General features: G+C 64.3%; 18 protein-coding genes and 1 tRNA gene. 3 read left to right on the top strand and 16 right to left on the bottom strand.

What is annotated here, in order from left to right:
- Positions 1-8 precede the first annotated feature (8 nt).
- Positions 9-446, top strand: a complete 438-nt coding sequence (locus IB259_RS00610) for an acetyltransferase (RefSeq protein WP_054458246.1) — start codon at positions 9-11, stop codon at positions 444-446.
- Positions 447-631: 185 nt separating this feature from the next.
- On the opposite strand, the gene IB259_RS00605 is transcribed toward IB259_RS00610, so the two are convergent.
- The 10 genes from IB259_RS00605 to IB259_RS00560 all read right to left on the bottom strand — a co-directional run bounded on the left by IB259_RS00605 (position 632) and on the right by IB259_RS00560 (position 8,745).
- Positions 632-708, bottom strand: a tRNA-Pro gene (locus IB259_RS00605).
- 220 nt (positions 709-928) lie between these two features.
- On the bottom strand, positions 929-1,360 hold the full coding sequence (locus tag IB259_RS00600; protein WP_054458247.1) for a MerR family transcriptional regulator: 432 nt from the start codon (positions 1,358-1,360) through the stop codon (positions 929-931).
- Positions 1,361-1,417: 57 nt separating this feature from the next.
- On the bottom strand, positions 1,418-1,759 hold the full coding sequence (locus tag IB259_RS00595) for an integration host factor subunit alpha (protein WP_054458248.1): 342 nt from the start codon (positions 1,757-1,759) through the stop codon (positions 1,418-1,420).
- A gap of 3 nt (positions 1,760-1,762) precedes the next feature.
- Positions 1,763-4,180: a phenylalanine--tRNA ligase subunit beta gene (pheT, locus tag IB259_RS00590; RefSeq protein ID WP_175182139.1), complete on the bottom strand. Its 2,418-nt coding sequence runs from the start codon at positions 4,178-4,180 to the stop codon at positions 1,763-1,765.
- Positions 4,181-4,193: 13 nt separating this feature from the next.
- A complete protein-coding gene (pheS, locus tag IB259_RS00585; RefSeq protein ID WP_054458250.1) occupies positions 4,194-5,216 on the bottom strand; it encodes a phenylalanine--tRNA ligase subunit alpha in 1,023 nt (340 codons plus the stop codon).
- A 75-nt stretch (positions 5,217-5,291) separates the two neighbouring features.
- Positions 5,292-5,651 (bottom strand): 50S ribosomal protein L20, encoded by a 360-nt coding sequence (rplT, locus tag IB259_RS00580; protein ID WP_006218741.1) that lies wholly within the window; start codon positions 5,649-5,651, stop codon positions 5,292-5,294.
- Positions 5,652-5,668: 17 nt separating this feature from the next.
- A complete protein-coding gene (rpmI, locus tag IB259_RS00575) occupies positions 5,669-5,866 on the bottom strand; it encodes a 50S ribosomal protein L35 (RefSeq protein ID WP_008159912.1) in 198 nt (65 codons plus the stop codon).
- A 329-nt stretch (positions 5,867-6,195) separates the two neighbouring features.
- Complete coding sequence (locus IB259_RS00570) at positions 6,196-7,725, bottom strand: YifB family Mg chelatase-like AAA ATPase (protein WP_054458251.1); 1,530 nt, start codon at positions 7,723-7,725, stop codon at positions 6,196-6,198.
- Positions 7,726-7,910: 185 nt separating this feature from the next.
- Entirely contained in the window at positions 7,911-8,162 is a 252-nt protein-coding gene (locus IB259_RS00565) for an accessory factor UbiK family protein (RefSeq protein ID WP_054458252.1), read from the bottom strand.
- A gap of 181 nt (positions 8,163-8,343) precedes the next feature.
- Positions 8,344-8,745, bottom strand: a complete 402-nt coding sequence (locus IB259_RS00560; RefSeq protein WP_175182140.1) for a DUF5339 family protein — start codon at positions 8,743-8,745, stop codon at positions 8,344-8,346.
- 540 nt (positions 8,746-9,285) lie between these two features.
- On the opposite strand from IB259_RS00560, the gene IB259_RS00555 reads away from it, so the two are divergent.
- Positions 9,286-9,624: a P-II family nitrogen regulator gene (locus IB259_RS00555; protein WP_054458254.1), complete on the top strand. Its 339-nt coding sequence runs from the start codon at positions 9,286-9,288 to the stop codon at positions 9,622-9,624.
- Positions 9,625-9,652: 28 nt separating this feature from the next.
- The gene (gene amt / locus IB259_RS00550; RefSeq protein ID WP_013392915.1) at positions 9,653-10,891 is read left to right on the top strand and encodes an ammonium transporter; all 1,239 of its coding nucleotides are present in this window, start codon (positions 9,653-9,655) and stop codon (positions 10,889-10,891) included.
- A 101-nt stretch (positions 10,892-10,992) separates the two neighbouring features.
- Here the strand turns inward: amt and ptsP are convergent, their stop codons facing one another.
- The 6 genes from ptsP to thrS form a co-directional block, all read right to left on the bottom strand.
- Positions 10,993-12,702 (bottom strand): phosphoenolpyruvate--protein phosphotransferase, encoded by a 1,710-nt coding sequence (ptsP, locus tag IB259_RS00545; RefSeq protein ID WP_054458308.1) that lies wholly within the window; start codon positions 12,700-12,702, stop codon positions 10,993-10,995.
- 106 nt (positions 12,703-12,808) lie between these two features.
- Positions 12,809-13,078, bottom strand: coding sequence for an HPr family phosphocarrier protein (locus IB259_RS00540; RefSeq protein WP_013392913.1), 270 nt, complete (start codon positions 13,076-13,078; stop codon positions 12,809-12,811).
- A 109-nt stretch (positions 13,079-13,187) separates the two neighbouring features.
- Positions 13,188-13,589 carry a PTS sugar transporter subunit IIA gene (locus tag IB259_RS00535; protein ID WP_054458255.1) on the bottom strand — a complete coding sequence of 134 codons (402 nt, stop codon included), beginning with the start codon at positions 13,587-13,589 and terminating at the stop codon, positions 13,188-13,190.
- Positions 13,590-13,607: 18 nt separating this feature from the next.
- Positions 13,608-14,579, bottom strand: coding sequence for a glutathione synthase (gshB, locus tag IB259_RS00530; RefSeq protein ID WP_054458256.1), 972 nt, complete (start codon positions 14,577-14,579; stop codon positions 13,608-13,610).
- 154 nt (positions 14,580-14,733) lie between these two features.
- A complete protein-coding gene (gene infC, locus IB259_RS00525; RefSeq protein WP_192328822.1) occupies positions 14,734-15,285 on the bottom strand; it encodes a translation initiation factor IF-3 in 552 nt (183 codons plus the stop codon).
- Positions 15,286-15,305: 20 nt separating this feature from the next.
- Positions 15,306-17,258, bottom strand: a complete 1,953-nt coding sequence (gene thrS, locus IB259_RS00520; RefSeq protein ID WP_054458257.1) for a threonine--tRNA ligase — start codon at positions 17,256-17,258, stop codon at positions 15,306-15,308.
- Positions 17,259-17,435: the final 177 nt, after the last annotated feature.

The following is a 17,435-nucleotide window of genomic DNA, read 5'->3' as shown; positions in this document are numbered from 1 at the left end:
CTGCGAGGATGATTACGATAAGAACCTCCCGCCCCGACGAAGGCGCGCGCGCAGTCGAAATCTGGCGCAGCGCAGTAGACGCCACGCACGACTTTCTTTCACCCGAGGATCGCCAGGCCATCGACGAGATGGTGTGCGGTTTTCTCCCGCAAGTGCCGCTCTGGCTTGCGGTCGACGCCCGCGACTACCCCCAGGCATTCATGCTCATCGACAACGGCCACATGCAAGCGCTGTTCGTCGATCCCGCCTGCCGCGGAACCGGCATAGGCGCCGCGCTGGTGCGGCACGGCCTATCCCTCCATCCCAACATGACGACGGACGTCAATGAACAGAACGGCCAGGCGGTGGGCTTCTATGAAAGGATGGGCTTCAAGCGCACGGGCCGTTCGCCGCTTGATGATCAAGGCAGGGCCTACCCGTTGATCCATCTGGAGTATCGGAGCTGATCGGAAAAAACAAAGCCACCTGCGGGTGGCTTTTTCCATGGCTGACACTTTGCCAGGGTGCCGTTTTACGCCGGCAGTTTTTTATCAGCCATTGGCATAACGCGCTTGCACCGCGCTCGCCGATATCAGGCCAACAAAAATGAAAAGGCCGTCAGTGATTTCTCACTGACGGCCTTTGGAACTACTGGTCGGGACGGCGGGATTCGAACTCGCGACCCCTTGCACCCCATGCAAGTGCGCTACCAGGCTGCGCTACGCCCCGAAAGAAAAAGAGTATAGCAGAACAAAAATTTGTTTGCACGCATTCGTGCAAAAAAAGTGCTGAATACTCAAAAAAATTTTCGCGCTGCGTTCATCGATTGCATCAACCGCATGCGCATCGATGATTGCTGCGCGAGGTACTGCTCAATGCAACGCGCGGCTTGCGCCGCGCGTTGCTGGTACTGCGTTCAAACCATATGGGGAAGACGATGCGCCGACGATCAGGCCGCAGGGCTGACGTTGCTGGCGCTTGCGCCTGCTGCGTTTGCCGCCGTGCCCAAGGCTTCGGCCAGCATCGTCGAGACGTTGCCAAGTTCGTTGCGCAAGGCTTGCATCTCGGCGCCCGACAGGCGCACTGCCGCGTCCTGATCATGCGGCACGTCGCGCGCATCGCCCAGGCGATTGCGCGCGCCGCTGATCGTGAAGCCTTGCTCATACAGCAGCGAGCGGATGCGGCGGATCAGCAGCACTTCGTGATGCTGGTAGTAGCGGCGGTTGCCGCGCCGCTTCACCGGCTTGAGCTGCGTGAATTCCTGTTCCCAATACCGCAAGACATGGGGCTTGACGCCACACAGGTCGCTGACTTCACCGATGGTGAAGTAACGCTTGGCGGGAATGGGCGGTAAGGTAACGGTGGATTCGGTACGTGTCATAAGGGGATTTTATGCCGCGATGCGTCAGGTGCCGATAACAATTGCCGACAAAGCGTATCACTCCTCGGCATCGGGTGCTGCGGGCGCGGCCTGTTCCACCACGCTCTTGAGCTTCTGGCTTGCGTGGAAGGTGACCACGCGGCGCGCGGCGATGGGGATGGTCTCGCCGGTCTTGGGATTGCGGCCAGGGCGCGGCGGCTTGTCGCGCACCTGGAAGTTGCCGAAGCCGGAGAGCTTGACGGAATCACCGCGCGCCAAGGCGTCGCGGATTTCCTCGAAGAAGGTATCGACGATGTCCTTGGCTTCGCGCTTGTTCAGGCCGACCCGCTCGAAGAGCAGTTCGGCCAGTTCAGCCTTGGTCAGAGTGCGCGGCTCGGCAGCAAGCATACTGTTCCCCATGGTTCAAGCGCGTTGGCGAGCGCCGTGCGCAGCCACCAAGGCTTCCTTGATGCGTGCCAGGCAATCCGCCACGCGGGCCTCGTCCAGCGTGACCTCAGTGTCCTGTAGCCAGAAACGGAAAGCAAGGCTTTTCTCGGTGACGGGCTCGCTGCCGTGGGCCTTCTCGCGCCACACGTCGAACAGGCGCGCGTCCTGCACCACCGACAGTTGCGGATCCGCCTTCACGACCGCGGCGACGGTGTCGAGCATGGATTGCGCCGACACGTGGGCATCGACCCACAGCGCCAGGTCGCGCACCACGATGGGCTGGCGCGAGAGTTCGCGCACTTGCGGCAGTTCGCCTTCGGACAAGGCTGCGGCGTCCAGTTCGAACACGACAGGCGCATGCGCCAGGTCGGCCTGCTGAGCCCAGCGCGGATGCAGTTCGCCGATCCAGCCGACATGCTTGCCGTCCAGCTCGATGCGGGCGCTGCGGCCCGGATGCAGGGCGGGATGCGAGGCGGCTTCGAAGCGCAGGCGGCTGCCGCGCGCGCCGAACAGCGCCTCGACATCCATCTTCACATCATAGAAATCCACCTGGCGGGTCGCCACGCCCCACTGCTCTTCCACGGCCGGTCCCCAGGCCGCGCCGGCCAGCTTCATGGGCTGGCGCACGCCGGCCACTTCCAGCGGGCCGTCCTGAACGGACGCATCGCGCATGAACACGCGGCCCAGTTCGAACAGACGCACGCGCGTCTGCTTGCGGTTGGCGTTATGGCGGATGTTGGCGACCAGGCTGCCGATCAGGCTGGAGCGCATGACCGACAGATGGCTGGCGATCGGATTGACCAGGCGCACCGGCGTTTCGTTGCCGGCATAGTCGCGTTCCCAGTCGGCTTCAACGAAGCTGTAGTTCACGACTTCCTGGTAGTCCTGCGCGGCAGCCAGGCGACGCAGCGCATGGGCGCCACGACGGATTTCCGGCTGCGAGAACATCTTGGCGCGCGCCATCGGCGGCTCCACGGGGATGTTCTCGAAACCGTAGATACGGGCCACTTCCTCGATCAGGTCTTCTTCAAGCTCCAGGTCGAAGCGGTAGGAAGGCGGCGTGACGATGAAGTCGTCGCCCTCGATCTTGAAGTCCAGCCCCAGGCTGCCGAAGATCTTGGCGACTTCGGCTTGCGTGACGGGCACGCCCAGCACGCGGTGGCAACGCGCCAGGCGCATGCGCACGGGCTCGCGCTTGGGCAAGTTGATGATCTGGTCATCCAGCGGACCGGCTTCGCCGCCGCAGATGTCAATGATCAGGCGCGTGATGAATTCGATGTGCTCGGGGATGGTGGCGTAGTCCACGCCGCGCTCGCCGCGGTGGCTGGCTTCCGAGCTGAACTTGTAGCGGCGCGCGCGGCCGGCGAGCGACTGCGGCCACCAGAATGCGGCTTCCAGATAGATGTTGCGGGTGTCGAGCGTGACCGAGGTGGCTTCGCCGCCCATGATGCCGGCCAGGCTTTCCACCTGATCGCCAGCGACCACCACGCCCACCGTCGAATCCAGCGTGACGGTCTGGCCGTTCAGCAGTTCGAGCGTTTCGCCTTCGCGGGCCCAGCGCACGCTGAGGTCGCCGCGGATCTTGTCCAGGTCGAACACGTGCGACGGACGGCCCAGTTCGAGCATGACGTAGTTGGAGATGTCCACCAGCGCCGATACCGAGCGTTGGCCGGCGCGCTCCAGGCGCGTCTTCATCCATTCGGGAGTCGCTGCGCGGGCGTTGACGCCGCGGATCACGCGGCCGCCAAAACGGCCGCACAGATCAGGCGCCTCGACCTTGACCGGCAGGCGCTCGTCCAGCGTGACCGGCACAGCGACAGCGGTGGGTACCGACAGCGGCGCACCGGTCAGGGCGGCCACTTCGCGCGCCACGCCCAGGATGGACAGGCAGTCGGCGCGGTTGGGCGTCATCTTCAGCGTGAAGAGCGTGTCGTCCAGATTCAGCGCCTCGCGGATCGACTGGCCCGGCGTCATGTCGGCGGGCAGTTCCAAAAGGCCTGCATGGTCTTGCGACAGTCCCAGTTCGCGGGCCGAGCACAACATGCCCGAGGACTGCACGCCGCGCATCTTGGCCACGCCGATCTTCATGCCGCCAGGCAGCTCGGCGCCAACGCGCGCGAGCGGCACCTTCAGGCCGGCAGCGGCGTTGGGCGCGCCGCACACGATCTGCAGCAGTTCGCCGGCGCCGTCGTCCACTTTGCAGACGCGCAGCTTGTCGGCGTCGGGATGGGGCGCGATTTCGACGATGTGGCCCACGACCACGCCGCTGAAGGCGGGCGCGGCGGGCACGGTGTCTTCGACTTCCAGGCCGGCCATGGTGAGCCGGTGCGCAAGTTCTTCGGTGGCGATGGCGGGGTTGACCAGCGTACGCAGCCAGGATTCGGGAAATTGCATGATCAGCCGTCTGTTATTCGTTGAACTGGCGCAGGAAGCGCAAATCGCCTTCGTAGAACTGGCGCAGATCGTTGACGCCGTAGCGCAACATGGTCAGGCGCTCAAGTCCGGAACCGAAGGCAAAGCCGATGTAGCGTTCGGGATCGAGGCCGAAGTTGCGCACCACTTGCGGATGCACCTGGCCCGAGCCGGAAATCTCCAGCCAGCGGCCGCGGTTCGGCCCCGAGGTGAACATCATGTCGATCTCGGCGGACGGCTCCGTGAACGGGAAGAACGACGGGCGGAAACGCACGGCCAGGTCGTCGGTTTCAAAGAAGCAGCGCAGGAAATCGGTGTACACGCCCTTCAGGTCGGCGAACGAAATGTCCTCGGCGATCCAGAGCCCTTCCACCTGGTGGAACATGGGCGAGTGCGTAGCGTCGCTATCGACGCGGTAGGTGCGGCCCGGTGCGATGACCTTGATGGGCGGCTTATGCATGCGGGCGTAACGCACCTGCATGGGGCTGGTGTGCGTGCGCAGCAGCAGCGGCTGGCCTTCGGCGTCCTGCATGTCGACGTAGAACGTGTCATGCATGGAGCGCGCAGGATGGTCCAGCGGGCTGTTCAAAGCAGTGAAATTGGTCCAGTCGTTTTCCACTTCGGGGCCGTCGGCCACGTCGAAGCCTATGGAACGGAAGATCTCTTCCACGCGTTCCCAGGTCCGGATCACCGGATGGATGCCGCCCGGCGCGCGGCCGCGGCCCGGGAGGGTGACGTCAATGGTTTCGGATGCCAGGCGGGCGTCCAGTTCAGCCTGTGCCAGCGCGGCGCGCCGCAGGTTCAGCAGCTCTTCGACCCTTTGCTTGGCCTGATTGATCCGGGCGCCCATCTCGCGCTTCTGCTCCGGGTCGAGCTTGCCGAGGGCTTTGAGCAGCACCGTCAGCGCGCCTTCCTTGCCCAGGAACCGAGCCTTTGCATTTTCCAGCGCGGCGGCATCGGAGGCCGCGGCGAAGCGTTCTTGCGCCTGGGAGACCAGGTCGTCAACCGTTTGAGTCATGAAATCCAGCCTTCAAAACGCAAACGGGGCCATTACAGCCCCGTTTGCAGCGATGCGCGATGAGTTAAAGCGCGATCAGGCAGCCAAGGCAGCCTTGGCTTGCTGCACGATGGCGGCAAAGCCGGCCTTGTCGCGCACGGCCAGGTCGGCCAGAACCTTGCGGTCGAGTTCGATCGAAGCCTTCTTCAGGCCGGCGATGAACACGCTGTAGCTGACGCCATGTTCGCGGACGGCGGCGTTGATACGCGTGATCCACAGAGCACGGAACGTGCGCTTCTTGTTACGACGGTCGCGGTAGGCGTATTGGCCAGCGCGCATGACTGCTTGCTTGGCAATACGGAACACATTACCGCGGCGGCCACGGTAACCCTTGGCGGCGGCAATGACTTTTTTGTGACGTGCGCGGGCGGTTACGCCGCGTTTGACGCGAGGCATAGTAGATCTCCCTTAGATCAAGCGAAAGGCATCATGGCCTTGACGGAGGCCACGTTGGAGTCATGGACCGCTGCCGAGCCGCGCAGTTGACGCTTGGCCTTGGTGGTCTTCTTGGTCAGAATGTGGCGCTTGAACGCCTGACCGCGCTTGATGGAGCCGCTGCCGCGAACCTTAAAGCGCTTGGAGGCGCTTTTCTTGGTTTTCATCTTGGGCATGTTGATTCCCTAAACTAAACACTCATTGTTGATATGCATGACGCCAGGTGCTTGACGCATGGACGGCCGATGAAACCTTCCATGGCGGCAAAACTTGGAGACCTGTTGCCACTTCTTGGGGGTACTTCCGGGACACTTCTGGATTACATCCGAAGCATTTCCGGGGTACGTTCCGCCAGCATTGCTGCCAGGCGGATTCTCCCCAGAAACAGATCAAATCTGATCCAGATCCGGGAAAGCCTTTGATTATATGGTGATTTCCCGCATTTTGTCGAGCCAGCCAGCCGGCAAAGCGCAACCCCAGGGGTGGCGAACGCCACAGAGGGGTGTCATACGCCCGGCCGCCGGTACTGTACCGCCTGGGCAATATGGCGGGCCCCCAGGGCGTCCTCCCCTTCCAGATCGGCGATCGTACGCGCCACCCGCAGCGCACGGTGCATGGCGCGGGCCGACCCCGACAGGCGGCGCATGGCCTGCAGTAGCAAGGCCTGGCCTTCGTCGTCCAGGCGGCAATGCTCGTCCAGTTCCGCCCCCGCCAGCGCGGCGTTGGGCTTGCCCTGGCGGGCCTGCTGACGCTGGCGGCAACGCGCCACGCGCTCCCGGACCGGGCCGGACGCCTCCCCCGGCGGCTTGCCCATCCATTCGGGGTCGGATGGCGGCAAGGCTACGTGCAGGTCGATGCGGTCCAGCAACGGGCCCGATATCTTGCCTGCATAGCGCGCCACCTGATCCGGCGTGCAGGCGCAGGGCCGCCCGGGATGCCCGCGCCACCCGCAAGGGCACGGGTTCATGGCCGCCACCAACTGGAAACGGGCGGGAAACTGCGCCGCGCGCAGCGCCCGCGCGATGACCACCCTGCCCGTCTCTAGGGGTTCCCGCAAGGCCTCCAACGTACGGCGGCTGAACTCTGGCAACTCATCCAGAAACAACACCCCATGATGCGCGAGGCTGATCTCGCCCGGACGCGGACGACTCCCCCCGCCTACCAGCGCCGCCGCCGTGGCGGAATGGTGTGGCGCGCGGAACGGGGGCTGCCCCACGGGCGCGTCGGACAAGCCAGCCAGCGCGGCGACGGCGGCCACTTCCAACGCCTCGCCGCGCGCCAGCGGCGGCAGCAGGCCCGGCAGGCGCGCCGCCAGCATGCTCTTGCCCGCTCCCGGCGGCCCTATCATCAACAGGCTATGTCCGCCCGCTGCAGCAACCTCCAAAGCCCGCCGCGCCCCCGGCTGCCCCCGCACATCCGACAGGCAGGGTCCGGGCGCAGCCGCCGGCCAGGGCCGGGGCACGGCGTTGGACAACAGGCAGGCACCGGTGGCGTGCGCTGCCACGTCAGCCAGCGTGCGCGCCGACAGCACGCGCAGCCCGGGAACCCAGGCGGCCTGCTCGGCGCTGCCCGCAGGCAGGATGAGCGTGGCGCCGGGCGCCTCCCGGGCGACGCTCAGCGCGATGACCAGCGGCGCCGCGACCGGCACCAACGCGCCGGTCAGGGACAACTCCCCGGCCAGCACCAGGTCGGCCAAGGCCGGATCCCGAACGGGCGATTCCGGATCGCGAACGTCCGCCGGCGCGGCCAACTGGCCGGAGGCCAGCAGCAGGCCCAGGGCGATCGGCAGGTCGAAACGCCCCGACTCCTTGGGAATGTCGGCGGGCGAAAGATTGACCGTGATCCTGCCGGGCGGGAACTCGAAGCCACTGTTCAAGATGGCGGCGCGCACGCGCTCGCGGCTTTCGCGCACTTCGGTATCGGGCAGGCCGACCACATTGAAGCTGGGCAGGCCCGGGCCCAGATGCGTTTCCACGCGCACCGCGTGGGCATCCAGGCCGCACAGGGCGCGGCTGGCAAGTACGGCTAGCGTCAAGGCGGCCTCCGAGCAAGAGTTGGGTCCGCCAGTATCCGCAAACGCGAGGCCCGCGCGGCGGCGGCCGTGACAGAAGCATCACTCCCGTCAACCACAGATGCGCACGCGGAAATGGAAAACGGCCGCTGATCGCGGCCGTTTCCGGAAAGCATTTCCTGCCGGCCGCGAGATGCGGCCTCCAGCGCTTACTTGTCCAGCGCGGACAAGCGCGACTCCAGCTGCTGCACCTGCGCGGCCAATTGGTCCACCCGGGCTCGGGTGCGCGCCAGCAGGTCGGCCTGGACGTCGAATTCCTCGCGCGTGACGAGATCCAGCTTGGAGAATGCCTGCGTCATCATCGCGCGCACATTGCGCTCCACATCCGCGGCCGGACTGCGGGCGATCAGGTCGGAGATGTTCTTCTGGATGTCTTCCATCCATTGGGTGCGATTGTTCATGACGGCCTCACTGTGTTCTTGATGCCTCAAGTGTAGTGCGTCGGAACGCCGTTTCCGGACTGACCGCGCAAAAAAAGGGCCGCCTCGATCCAAAAAAAGAGGGCGGGCCGCATGCGGTGACCGCCCTTCAAAGCACAGGAGAAAACCGGGCTGCCATGGCGGCAACCCCCTACCAACATCGTTACGGGCAACCCATCTGGCTTGCCGACTGCGTGAACGTATCCGACGACTGCTTGCATTGCGCCGCCAACTGCGTCTTGTCGCTGACCGCGCCCCATTGCGCCCTGGCCGCGTCTAGCTGCTCCTTGATCGCGGCGGCAGCCGGGTTGCCGCTGCCGAGCTTGTCCATGCAGGCATTGATCTTGGCGACGTAGGCCTCGCACTCGGCGGGAACGGACGCTGCAGTGCCTGCCGCCGGAGCAGCCGAGGAAGGCGAAGTCGCGGGTGGAGGCGGCGCCGCGGGAGCCGCAGGTGCGGGCGCAGGTGCGGTGGCGGCCTTTTCTTCGCTCTTGTTGCAGCCGGCCAGCGCGGCAAGCGACGCGGCCAGGACCAAAGTGCAGAAAGCCTTGCGGTGGATTTTCATGACTACCCTTTCCCGTTCCTGCTTTCTTTTGGAGATCCGTCGACGCGGAGACTCCGCCTGCGGCCCAGCCTGTTCGGGGACAGGCTTGAACTGTTATCGATTCTTCTGCAGCCGCTCTTCGGCAACAAGCCGACGGGTGTAAACCCTCGTATCACGAGACCGCGCCGGCCGCGCCGATTCCGACGCTCCTCTGCGTCTCGCCAACGGTCTGCCGATTTGCGCCAAAGGCGCGCCGCATATGGCTCAGCGGGCAGCAGGCGAGTCATCGGTGACTCGATAAAAAAGCTGATATACCAACATAAAACGCAATAAAACGCGCATCAATTTGCTACAAATATCGGACGCCAAACATATTTTGTTGCTTGCCCCAAGGGCTGGCGCTGCGCACCAACTTGAAGCTGACTTGCGGTGCATGAAGCACCAAACCGGTGCAATCGAGCACGCTTTGAGCGCGCCAACCTCCTTCGCTGGGCCATATCCGACATGGCATGGAATTTGCTTGATAGACGAAGCCAACGTGCAACCATGAGAGGAAATGCCATGAAACTCATCATCGCCATCATCAAGCCCTTCAAGCTCGACGAAGTGCGGGTGGCTCTATCCGGGATCGGCGTCCAGGGCCTGACCGTCACTGAAGTAAAGGGATTCGGCCGCCAGAAGGGCCATACCGAGCTGTATCGCGGCGCCGAGTACGCCGTCGATTTCCTGCCCAAGCTGCGTGTCGAGGCCGCCGTGCCCGACCATCTGGTGGATCAGGTCATTGAAGCCATCGAACAGGCTGCCCGCACCGGCAAGATCGGCGACGGCAAGATCTTCGCCGCCCCGCTCGAACAAGTGATCCGCATCAGAACGGGTGAATCCGGCGAAGCTGCGCTGTAAATAAATAAAGACTCAATGGAGCCTGAAAATGGATAAAGCAGATATCTCCTGGTTGCTCGTCTCTACCCTGCTTGTATTGATGATGGCCGTACCCGGTCTGGCGATGTTCTATGGCGGCCTGGTACGCAGCAAGAACGTGCTGTCCGTGTTGCTGCAAGTGCTGTGCACGTTCGTGCTGGGCCTGGTGCTCTGGTTCATCTACGGATATTCCCTTGCCTTCACCGAGGGCAACGCTTTCTTCGGCGGCCTGTCGCGCGCCTTCTTCTCCGGCATGTTCACCCCGTCCGACGGCAAGTACGCCATGTCGAACTCGCTGACCGAACTGCTGTTCGCCTCATTCCAGGCCACGTTCGCCGGCATCACCTGCGCGCTGATCGTGGGCAGCTTCGCCGAACGCGCCCGCTTCTCGGCGGTGCTGGTGTTCACGGTGATCTGGTTCACCTTCGCCTATGTGCCGATCGCACACATGGTCTGGTTCGCGTCCGAAACGGCGCCGGGCCTGCTGAATGCGAAGGGCGCGCTGGACTTTGCCGGCGGCACCGTGGTGCACATCAACGCTGGCGTGGCTGGCCTGGTGGGCGCCTACGTGGTGGGCAAGCGCGTAGGCTACGGCCGCGAAGCCATGCAGCCGCACAACCTGCCGATGACCTTCGTGGGTGCGGCGCTGCTGTGGGTGGGCTGGTTCGGGTTCAATGCAGGCTCCGCCTTGGCCGCCAATGAAAACGCCACGCTGGCCTTCTTCAACACCATGATCGCGACCGCTGGCGCCGTGCTGTCCTGGCTGTTCACCGAATGGGCCGTAAAGGGCAAGCCCTCGATGCTGGGCGCCGCCTCGGGCGCCGTCGCAGGCCTGGTCGGCATCACCCCGGCCGCCGGCCTGGTGGGCCCCGTGGGCGCGCTGGTCATCGGCGTCATCGCCGGCATCGTCTGCGTCTGGGGCGTGAACGGCCTGAAGCGCCTGCTGCGCGCCGACGACGCACTGGACGTGTTCGGCGTACATGGCGTGGGCGGCATCGTTGGCGCCCTGTTGACTGGCGTGTTCAATGCGCAGATCCTCGGCGGCCCCGGCCTGGCCGAGCCCGGCATGATCGGCCATCAACTGTGGGTCCAGCTGGAAGGCGTACTGCTGACCATCGTCTGGTCCGGCGTGGTGGCATGGATCGCCTACAAGATCGCCAACGCCCTGTGCGGCATGCGCGTGCCGGAAGATCAGGAGCGCGAAGGCCTGGACGTCACCAGCCACGGCGAATCGGCGTACCACAGCTAAACCTGGAACCCCTCCCCACCGGATGGCATAGGTGGGCGGGGATAAAAAAGGCGCCGGGGCATTCTGCCCCGGCGCCTTTTTTGATGCAGCGACGAACCGCCTCAGGCCAGGTCCAGCGTGTCCAGATCCACCGGCAAGGCGCGGTTCAGGGCGCTGGCCACCTTCACGCGCAAAGCGTTGGAGTGCGCGCGCCGGACCTCGCGCTTGACGTCCAGCAGTTGCTGAGGGTGCATGGAGAACTCGGTCAGGCCCAGGCCCAGCAGCAGCCGGGTCATGCGCGAATCCCCCGCCATCTCGCCGCACACGGCAACCGGCTTGCCGGCACGCTCGCCCGCATTGATGGTGTGCGCGACCAGGCGCAACACCGCGGGATGCAGCGGATCGTACAGGGACGCGACGTCGTGGTCGCCGCGATCGATCGCCAACGTGTACTGGATCAGGTCGTTGGTGCCGATGGACAGGAAGTCCAGCGCCTGCGCAAAGGGTTCGATGGCGATGGCGATGGCGGGCACCTCGACCATGGCGCCCACTTCCATGTGGGGCGCATAGGCCTGGCCGCGCGCGTCCAGTTCGCGCCGCGCCGATTCGATGGCCGCCTTGGTCGCCACCACCTCGTGCATGTGCGCAATCATCGGTATCAGCAGGCGCACGGGCCCGTGCGCCGAGGCCCGCAGGATGGCGCGCAGCTGTGTTGCGAACATCTCCGGGCGCGCCAGGCAATAGCGGATGGCGCGCTGGCCGAGCGCGGGATTGGTGGCCACCGTGGCCTCGCCATCCAGCGTCTTGTCCGAGCCGATGTCCAGCGTGCGGATCGTGACGGGCCGGCCGGCCATCACCTTGACCACCGACGAGTAAGCTTCGTACTGTTCTTCTTCGCCCGGCAGGTCCGGACGCCCCATGAAGAGGAATTCGCTGCGGAACAAGCCGATGCCGTGCGCGCCGGAAGCCAATGCCAGCGCCGCTTCGTCCGGCAGTTCGATGTTGGCGTGCAGCACCACATCAATGCCATCCAGCGTGACCGAGGGCTCGTCGCGCAGCAGGCTCAGTTCGGCGCGCTCGTCGGCATAGGCCGATTGGCGGCGGCGGTATTCCTCGAGAATGCGGCTGGACGGATTGACGATCACCGCGCCGGCTGCGCCGTCGATGATCAGCATGTCGCCGTCGCGGACCAGTTCCCGCACGTTGCCCATGGCGACCACCGCTGGCACGGCCATGCTGCGCGCCACGATGGCGGTATGCGAAGTGGGACCGCCCAGGTCCGTCACGAAGGCGGCAAAGCGGCCGCCCCTCAGGCGCAGCATGTCGGCGGGCGAAATATCGTGGGCCACGACCACCAACGCGTCGTCGCCGCCCATGTGGGACATGTCGGGCAGGATGGCCGAGGTGCCAGCCAGCACATGCAATACCCGTTCGATGACCTGGCGCACGTCGGCCCCGCGCTCGCGCAGGTACTCGTCTTCCATGGCGTCGAACTGCTGGCCCAGGATCTGCCCCTGCGTCGTCAGCGCCCATTCGGCGTTGTAGTGGCGTTCGGCAATCAGCGCCAGGGTCTGCTCGGCCAGCAGCGGGTCGCCCAATAGCAGGCTGTGCACGTTGAGCATGGCGCCGAGCTCGCGCGGCGCGTCGGCCGGCAAGGTATCGGCCAGCTGCAGCAGTTCCTGCTGCGCCGAAGCCAGGGCATCGGTGAGCCGGCTGCTTTCGGCAGGCACGTCCTCGGGCGAGATGCGGTAGTGCGCGACCTCCAGCGCCGCCGCACCCATGACGACCGCTCGGCCGATGGCGTATCCCTTGGCCACGCCTTTGCCGTACAGACACACAACGGGGCTGGCAGAACCAGCCCCGTTGTTGGGTGCGTCATTGAGGGTCGTAGACGAGCCGGCCTGGGCAACGCTCAGGCCGGCCGATTCGGAAGAAATTCTATTCCTGCTCACCGAATTTGCTGTCGAACAATGATTGAATTTCGGAAAGGGCCTGATCGGCGTCATTGCCGGAGGCCTCCAGCTTAACCGTCACGCCCAGCCCGGCCGCCAGCATCATGACGCCCATGATGCTCTTGGCGTTCACGCGCTGCGCGCCGCGCGAGATGAAGATCTCGCTGGAAAACTTGCTGGCCAGCTGCGTCAGCTTGGCAGCCGCCCGGGCATGCAGGCCCAGTTTATTGCTGATGACGATGTCTGTATTAGGCATAGGAAATATTATGGCTGCGGCATGAGGCCGCAGTGTTGATCACAGCAAACCGTCGAACCGTCAATCGGCTTGAATGGATAGCCGACATAATAGGGCAAACTTCCGCCCGTCAGTCTACACGTAAGACGCCCTGAAGCCCGCCGGCCAGCGCCTTCTCGCGGGTTTCGGCCAAGGGCAGATTGCGATAGGTCAGGGCCCGCAGCAGCATCGGGGTATTCAATCCGGCCAGCACGCAGCACTGGATGCCCTGGGCCTGGGCATCGGAGACGGCGCGCTTGGCGATATTGGCGGGCGTGGCGCCGATCAGATCGGTCAGCACCAGCACGCCCGCGCCATGTTCCTGCTCCAGGATGTCCTTCAGGACTTGCGGCGCCAGGTCGTCCGGCCGGTCTTCAGGCTGGATGTCGTGTATGGCCAGCATGCCGTCCAGGTTGCCCATGACGTGGCTGGCGCAATCGCGTATCGCGGCGCCCAGGGGCGCGTGCACGACGATGACTATACCGGTGGTCATGACAGGGGTCCTGGCGGGTCAAGCGGCAGCGGCAGGGGTCGCCACGGCCTTTTCCAGCGCCTGGACGAACATGCCGGCGACGTCGAAACCGGTTTGCTCCGCGATTTCCACAAAACAGGTGGGGCTGGTGACGTTGACTTCAGTGACGTAATCGCCAATGACGTCCAGGCCGACCAGCAGCAGACCGCGGGCGGCTAGCTTGGGAGCCACGGCCTCGGCGATCTCGCGGTCGCGCGGGGAAAGTTCCTGGGCCACGCCGCGGCCGCCGGCCGCCAGGTTGCCGCGGGTTTCACCGGCCAGCGGAATACGGGCCAGGGAGTACGGCACCGGCACCCCGCCGATCAGCAGGATGCGCTTGTCGCCCTTGACGATGTCGGGAATGTAGCGCTGCGCCATGATGGTGCGCGCGCCATTGTCCGTCAGCGTTTCCAGGATGGCGTTGAGGTTGGGATCCTTGGGCTGCAGCCGGAACACGCCCGTGCCGCCCATGCCGTCCAGCGGTTTGACGATGACATCGTGATGCTCGTCGTGGAACGCCTTCAGGCGGGCCATGCTGCGGGTCACCAGCGTGGGCGCGGTGAACTCGCTGATTTCGGTGATGGCCAGCTTTTCGGGATGGTTGCGGATCGCCGCGCCGCTGTTGAACACGCGGGCGCCTTGCGCCTCGGCATATTCGAGCAGGTGCGTGGAATAGACGTATTCCATGTCGAACGGCGGATCCTTGCGCATGACCACCGCGCCGAATTCCGCCAGCGGCAGATCCCGGGCGGCAGACTCGCGCCACCAGTCGTGGCCGTGCAGATCGGCGTCCGCGACCAGTTCGATGGGGGTGGCCGCGGTCTTGACCGTGCCCGCCTCGATATAGAGATCGCCCTGCATGGCCACGCTTAGCGTATGGCCGCGCGCCACCAGGGCGCGCATCATGGCGACAGAGCTGTCCTTGTACGCCTTGAGCAGCGGCAAGGGATCCAAAACGAACAATACATGCATCGCGACACCCTGAACGGACACCGCCTTCCCTCGCGGGAAGGCGGCTTTATGACATCGTAGCGCAGAGCCGCCCAATTAGCGAACCCGCCGGCGCCATGGCAGGCGGCAGATCGCACAGGCGGCGTAGCCTCCCTGGGGAGACTACGGCAGGAGCTCAGACAGCCGACTCAGGCTTGCCCGCAGGCACGGCCTTTTTCTTCGGCGCCAGCACCATGACCATCTGACGGCCTTCGAGCTTCGGCATGGCTTCGACCTGGGCAAGTTCCAGCAGATCGTCGCGCACACGTTCAAGCACCCGCATACCGAGTTCCTGGTGGGCCATTTCGCGGCCACGGAAACGCAGCGTCACCTTGGCCTTGTCGCCTTCTTCGAGGAAGCGGCGCAGATTGCGCAGCTTGACCTGGTAGTCGCCCTCGTCGGTGGCCGGACGGAATTTGACTTCCTTGACCTGGATGACCTTCTGCTTGGAACGAGCTTCAGCTTGGCGCTTCTGCTCCTGGTACTTGAATTTGCCGTAGTCCATCAAACGGCAGACCGGCGGTTCGGCGTTCGGCGCGATTTCCACCAGATCCACGTCGCTTTGCTCGGAAAGACGGAAGGCGTCGGCAATCTTGACGATGCCGAGCTGTTCTCCGTCCAGACCTATCAGGCGCACCTCGGGGACGCGGATTTCACCGTTGATGCGATTGGCTTTTTCAGTGGCGATGTTGAAAGCTCCTAGAAATGTTAAGCAGCGCTGCTATCAGGATGAACGACGTCGCGACGGGTGGAAACGTCCTCGGACAAGCGCGCGACGAATTCGTCGTATGCGATGGCTCCGAGGTCCAATCCGCCCAGTCCGCGTACGGCTACGGTGCCGTTTTGCTTTTCCTTGTCGCCGACGACGAGGATGTACGGCACCTTTTGCAGGCTGTGCTCCCGAATTTTACGAGTGATTTTTTCACCGCGCAAATCGGACTCTACTCTAAAGCCTTGTTTTTTCAGGCTTTGCGTGATTTCAGCCGCATAATCGGCCGAAGGTTCGGAAATGCAGCATACGACGGCCTGCACCGGGGCCAGCCAGGGAGGCATGGCGCCGGCGTGGTTTTCGATCAGCATGCCGATGAAACGCTCCAGCGAACCGAGGATCGCGCGGTGCAGCATGACCGGCGGGCGGCGCTGGTCGTTCTGGTCCACGTACTCGGCGCCCAGGCGCACGGGCATGGAGAAGTCGACCTGGATCGTGCCGCACTGCCAGTGGCGGCCGATGGCGTCCTTCAGGGTGTATTCCACCTTGGGGCCATAGAACGCGCCCTCTCCCGGCGAGATCTCGAATTCGCAACCCGTGCGGCGCAGGCTCTCCATCAGGGCGGCTTCGGCCGTATCCCAGACTTCGTCCGTGCCGATGCGCTTTTCAGGACGCGTGGCGACCTTGTACAGCACTTCCGTGAAGCCGAAGTCGCGGTAGACCTTCTGCAGCAGCGCCGTAAAGTCGGCGCACTCGTCCTGCAGCTGTTCTTCGGTACAGAAGATGTGGCCGTCGTCCTGCGTGAAGCCGCGCACGCGCATCATGCCGTGCAGCGAGCCCGAGGGCTCGTTGCGGTGGCACTGGCCGAATTCGCCGTAGCGCAGGGGCAATTCGCGATAGGAATGCAGGCCGGCGTTGAAGATCTGCACGTGACCGGGGCAGTTCATCGGCTTCAGGCCGTAAACGCGGTTCTCGGACTCCGTCGTGAACATGTTTTCACGGTAGTTGTCCCAGTGGCCCGTCTTCTTCCAGAGCGAAATATCGAGGATCTGCGGCGCCTTCACTTCCTGGTAGCCGTTGTCGCGGTAGACGGAGCGCATGTATTGCTCCACCTGCTGCCACAGCGCCCAACCCTTGGGGTGCCAGAAAATCAGACCAGGGGCCTCGTCCTGGAAGTGGAACAGGTCCAATTCGCGGCCGATCTTGCGGTGGTCGCGGCGCTCGGCCTCTTCCAGCATGTGCAGGTAGGCTTCCTGTTCTTCCTTGGTTGCCCAGGCCGTGCCGTAGATGCGCTGGAGCATCTCGTTCTTGCTGTCGCCGCGCCAGTAGGCGCCGGCAACCTTCATGAGCTTGAAGACCTTCAGCTTGCCCGTGGACGGCACGTGGGGGCCGCGGCACAGGTCGATGAAGTCGCCTTCGCGGTACAGGCTGAGCGGCTCGTTCGACGGAATCGAGGCGATGATCTCGGCCTTGTACTTTTCGCCGATGCTCTTGAAGAATTCGACGGCGTCGTCGCGCGACCATTCCTCGCGCGTGACGACCTCGTCCTTCTTGGCGAGTTCGGCCATCTTTTTCTCGATGGCGGCCAGGTCTTCGGGCGTGAACGGGCGCTTGTACGAGAAGTCGTAGTAGAAGCCGTTGTCGATCACCGGACCGATGGTGACCTGCGCATCCGGAAACAGCTCCTTGACGGCATAGGCCAGCAAGTGCGCCGTCGAGTGGCGGATCAGATCCAGGCCGTCGGCGTCCTTGGCGGTGACGATGGCCAGGCGCGCGTCGCCCTCGATGCGGAAGCTGGTGTCGACCAGCCTGGAGTCCGAGCCCTCAAACGTCACGCGGCCGCCCAAGGCGGCCTTCGCCAGGCCCGTACCGATCGATTGCGCCACTTCGGCAACCGTTACCGGCCCCGGATATTGGCGCTGCGAACCATCGGGCAATGTGATCTGTACCATCGGGAGTGCTTCCTGGGGGGTTCTGGGAACTAAACAAACAAATTACGGAAACGAAAAACGCGGCCTGAGAGCCGCGTTCCTTGGATTGTCTTGCTGAGTCCTACCGCTGACCTGACACGGTGAAACCCGACGCACGAAAACTTAACGCGACATAGGGCGAAAGTTCCGGGTCGTAGT

This window comes from Achromobacter sp. ACM04, assembly GCF_014851465.1.
Taxonomy (GTDB): Bacteria; Pseudomonadota; Gammaproteobacteria; order Burkholderiales; family Burkholderiaceae_B; genus Achromobacter; species Achromobacter aegrifaciens.
The sequence above is the reverse complement of the archived record's forward strand: the minus strand, read 5'-3'. Positions and strand labels throughout refer to the sequence as shown.

What these genes read in the sequence shown, in the direction of transcription:
- IB259_RS00610 (WP_054458246.1), top strand. Translation starts at nt 9, where the DNA reads ATGATTACGATAAGAACCTCCCGCCCCGACGAAGGCGCGCGCGCAGTC.
- IB259_RS00600 (WP_054458247.1), bottom strand. Translation starts at nt 1,360, where the DNA reads ATGACACGTACCGAATCCACCGTTACCTTACCGCCCATTCCCGCCAAG.
- IB259_RS00595 (WP_054458248.1), bottom strand. Translation starts at nt 1,759, where the DNA reads ATGGGGAACAGTATGCTTGCTGCCGAGCCGCGCACTCTGACCAAGGCT.
- pheT (WP_175182139.1), bottom strand. Translation starts at nt 4,180, where the DNA reads ATGCAATTTCCCGAATCCTGGCTGCGTACGCTGGTCAACCCCGCCATC.
- pheS (WP_054458250.1), bottom strand. Translation starts at nt 5,216, where the DNA reads ATGACTCAAACGGTTGACGACCTGGTCTCCCAGGCGCAAGAACGCTTC.
- rplT (WP_006218741.1), bottom strand. Translation starts at nt 5,651, where the DNA reads ATGCCTCGCGTCAAACGCGGCGTAACCGCCCGCGCACGTCACAAAAAA.
- rpmI (WP_008159912.1), bottom strand. Translation starts at nt 5,866, where the DNA reads ATGCCCAAGATGAAAACCAAGAAAAGCGCCTCCAAGCGCTTTAAGGTT.
- IB259_RS00565 (WP_054458252.1), bottom strand. Translation starts at nt 8,162, where the DNA reads ATGAACAATCGCACCCAATGGATGGAAGACATCCAGAAGAACATCTCC.
- IB259_RS00560 (WP_175182140.1), bottom strand. Translation starts at nt 8,745, where the DNA reads ATGAAAATCCACCGCAAGGCTTTCTGCACTTTGGTCCTGGCCGCGTCG.
- IB259_RS00555 (WP_054458254.1), top strand. Translation starts at nt 9,286, where the DNA reads ATGAAACTCATCATCGCCATCATCAAGCCCTTCAAGCTCGACGAAGTG.
- amt (WP_013392915.1), top strand. Translation starts at nt 9,653, where the DNA reads ATGGATAAAGCAGATATCTCCTGGTTGCTCGTCTCTACCCTGCTTGTA.
- IB259_RS00540 (WP_013392913.1), bottom strand. Translation starts at nt 13,078, where the DNA reads ATGCCTAATACAGACATCGTCATCAGCAATAAACTGGGCCTGCATGCC.
- IB259_RS00535 (WP_054458255.1), bottom strand. Translation starts at nt 13,589, where the DNA reads ATGACCACCGGTATAGTCATCGTCGTGCACGCGCCCCTGGGCGCCGCG.
- gshB (WP_054458256.1), bottom strand. Translation starts at nt 14,579, where the DNA reads ATGCATGTATTGTTCGTTTTGGATCCCTTGCCGCTGCTCAAGGCGTAC.
- thrS (WP_054458257.1), bottom strand. Translation starts at nt 17,258, where the DNA reads ATGGTACAGATCACATTGCCCGATGGTTCGCAGCGCCAATATCCGGGG.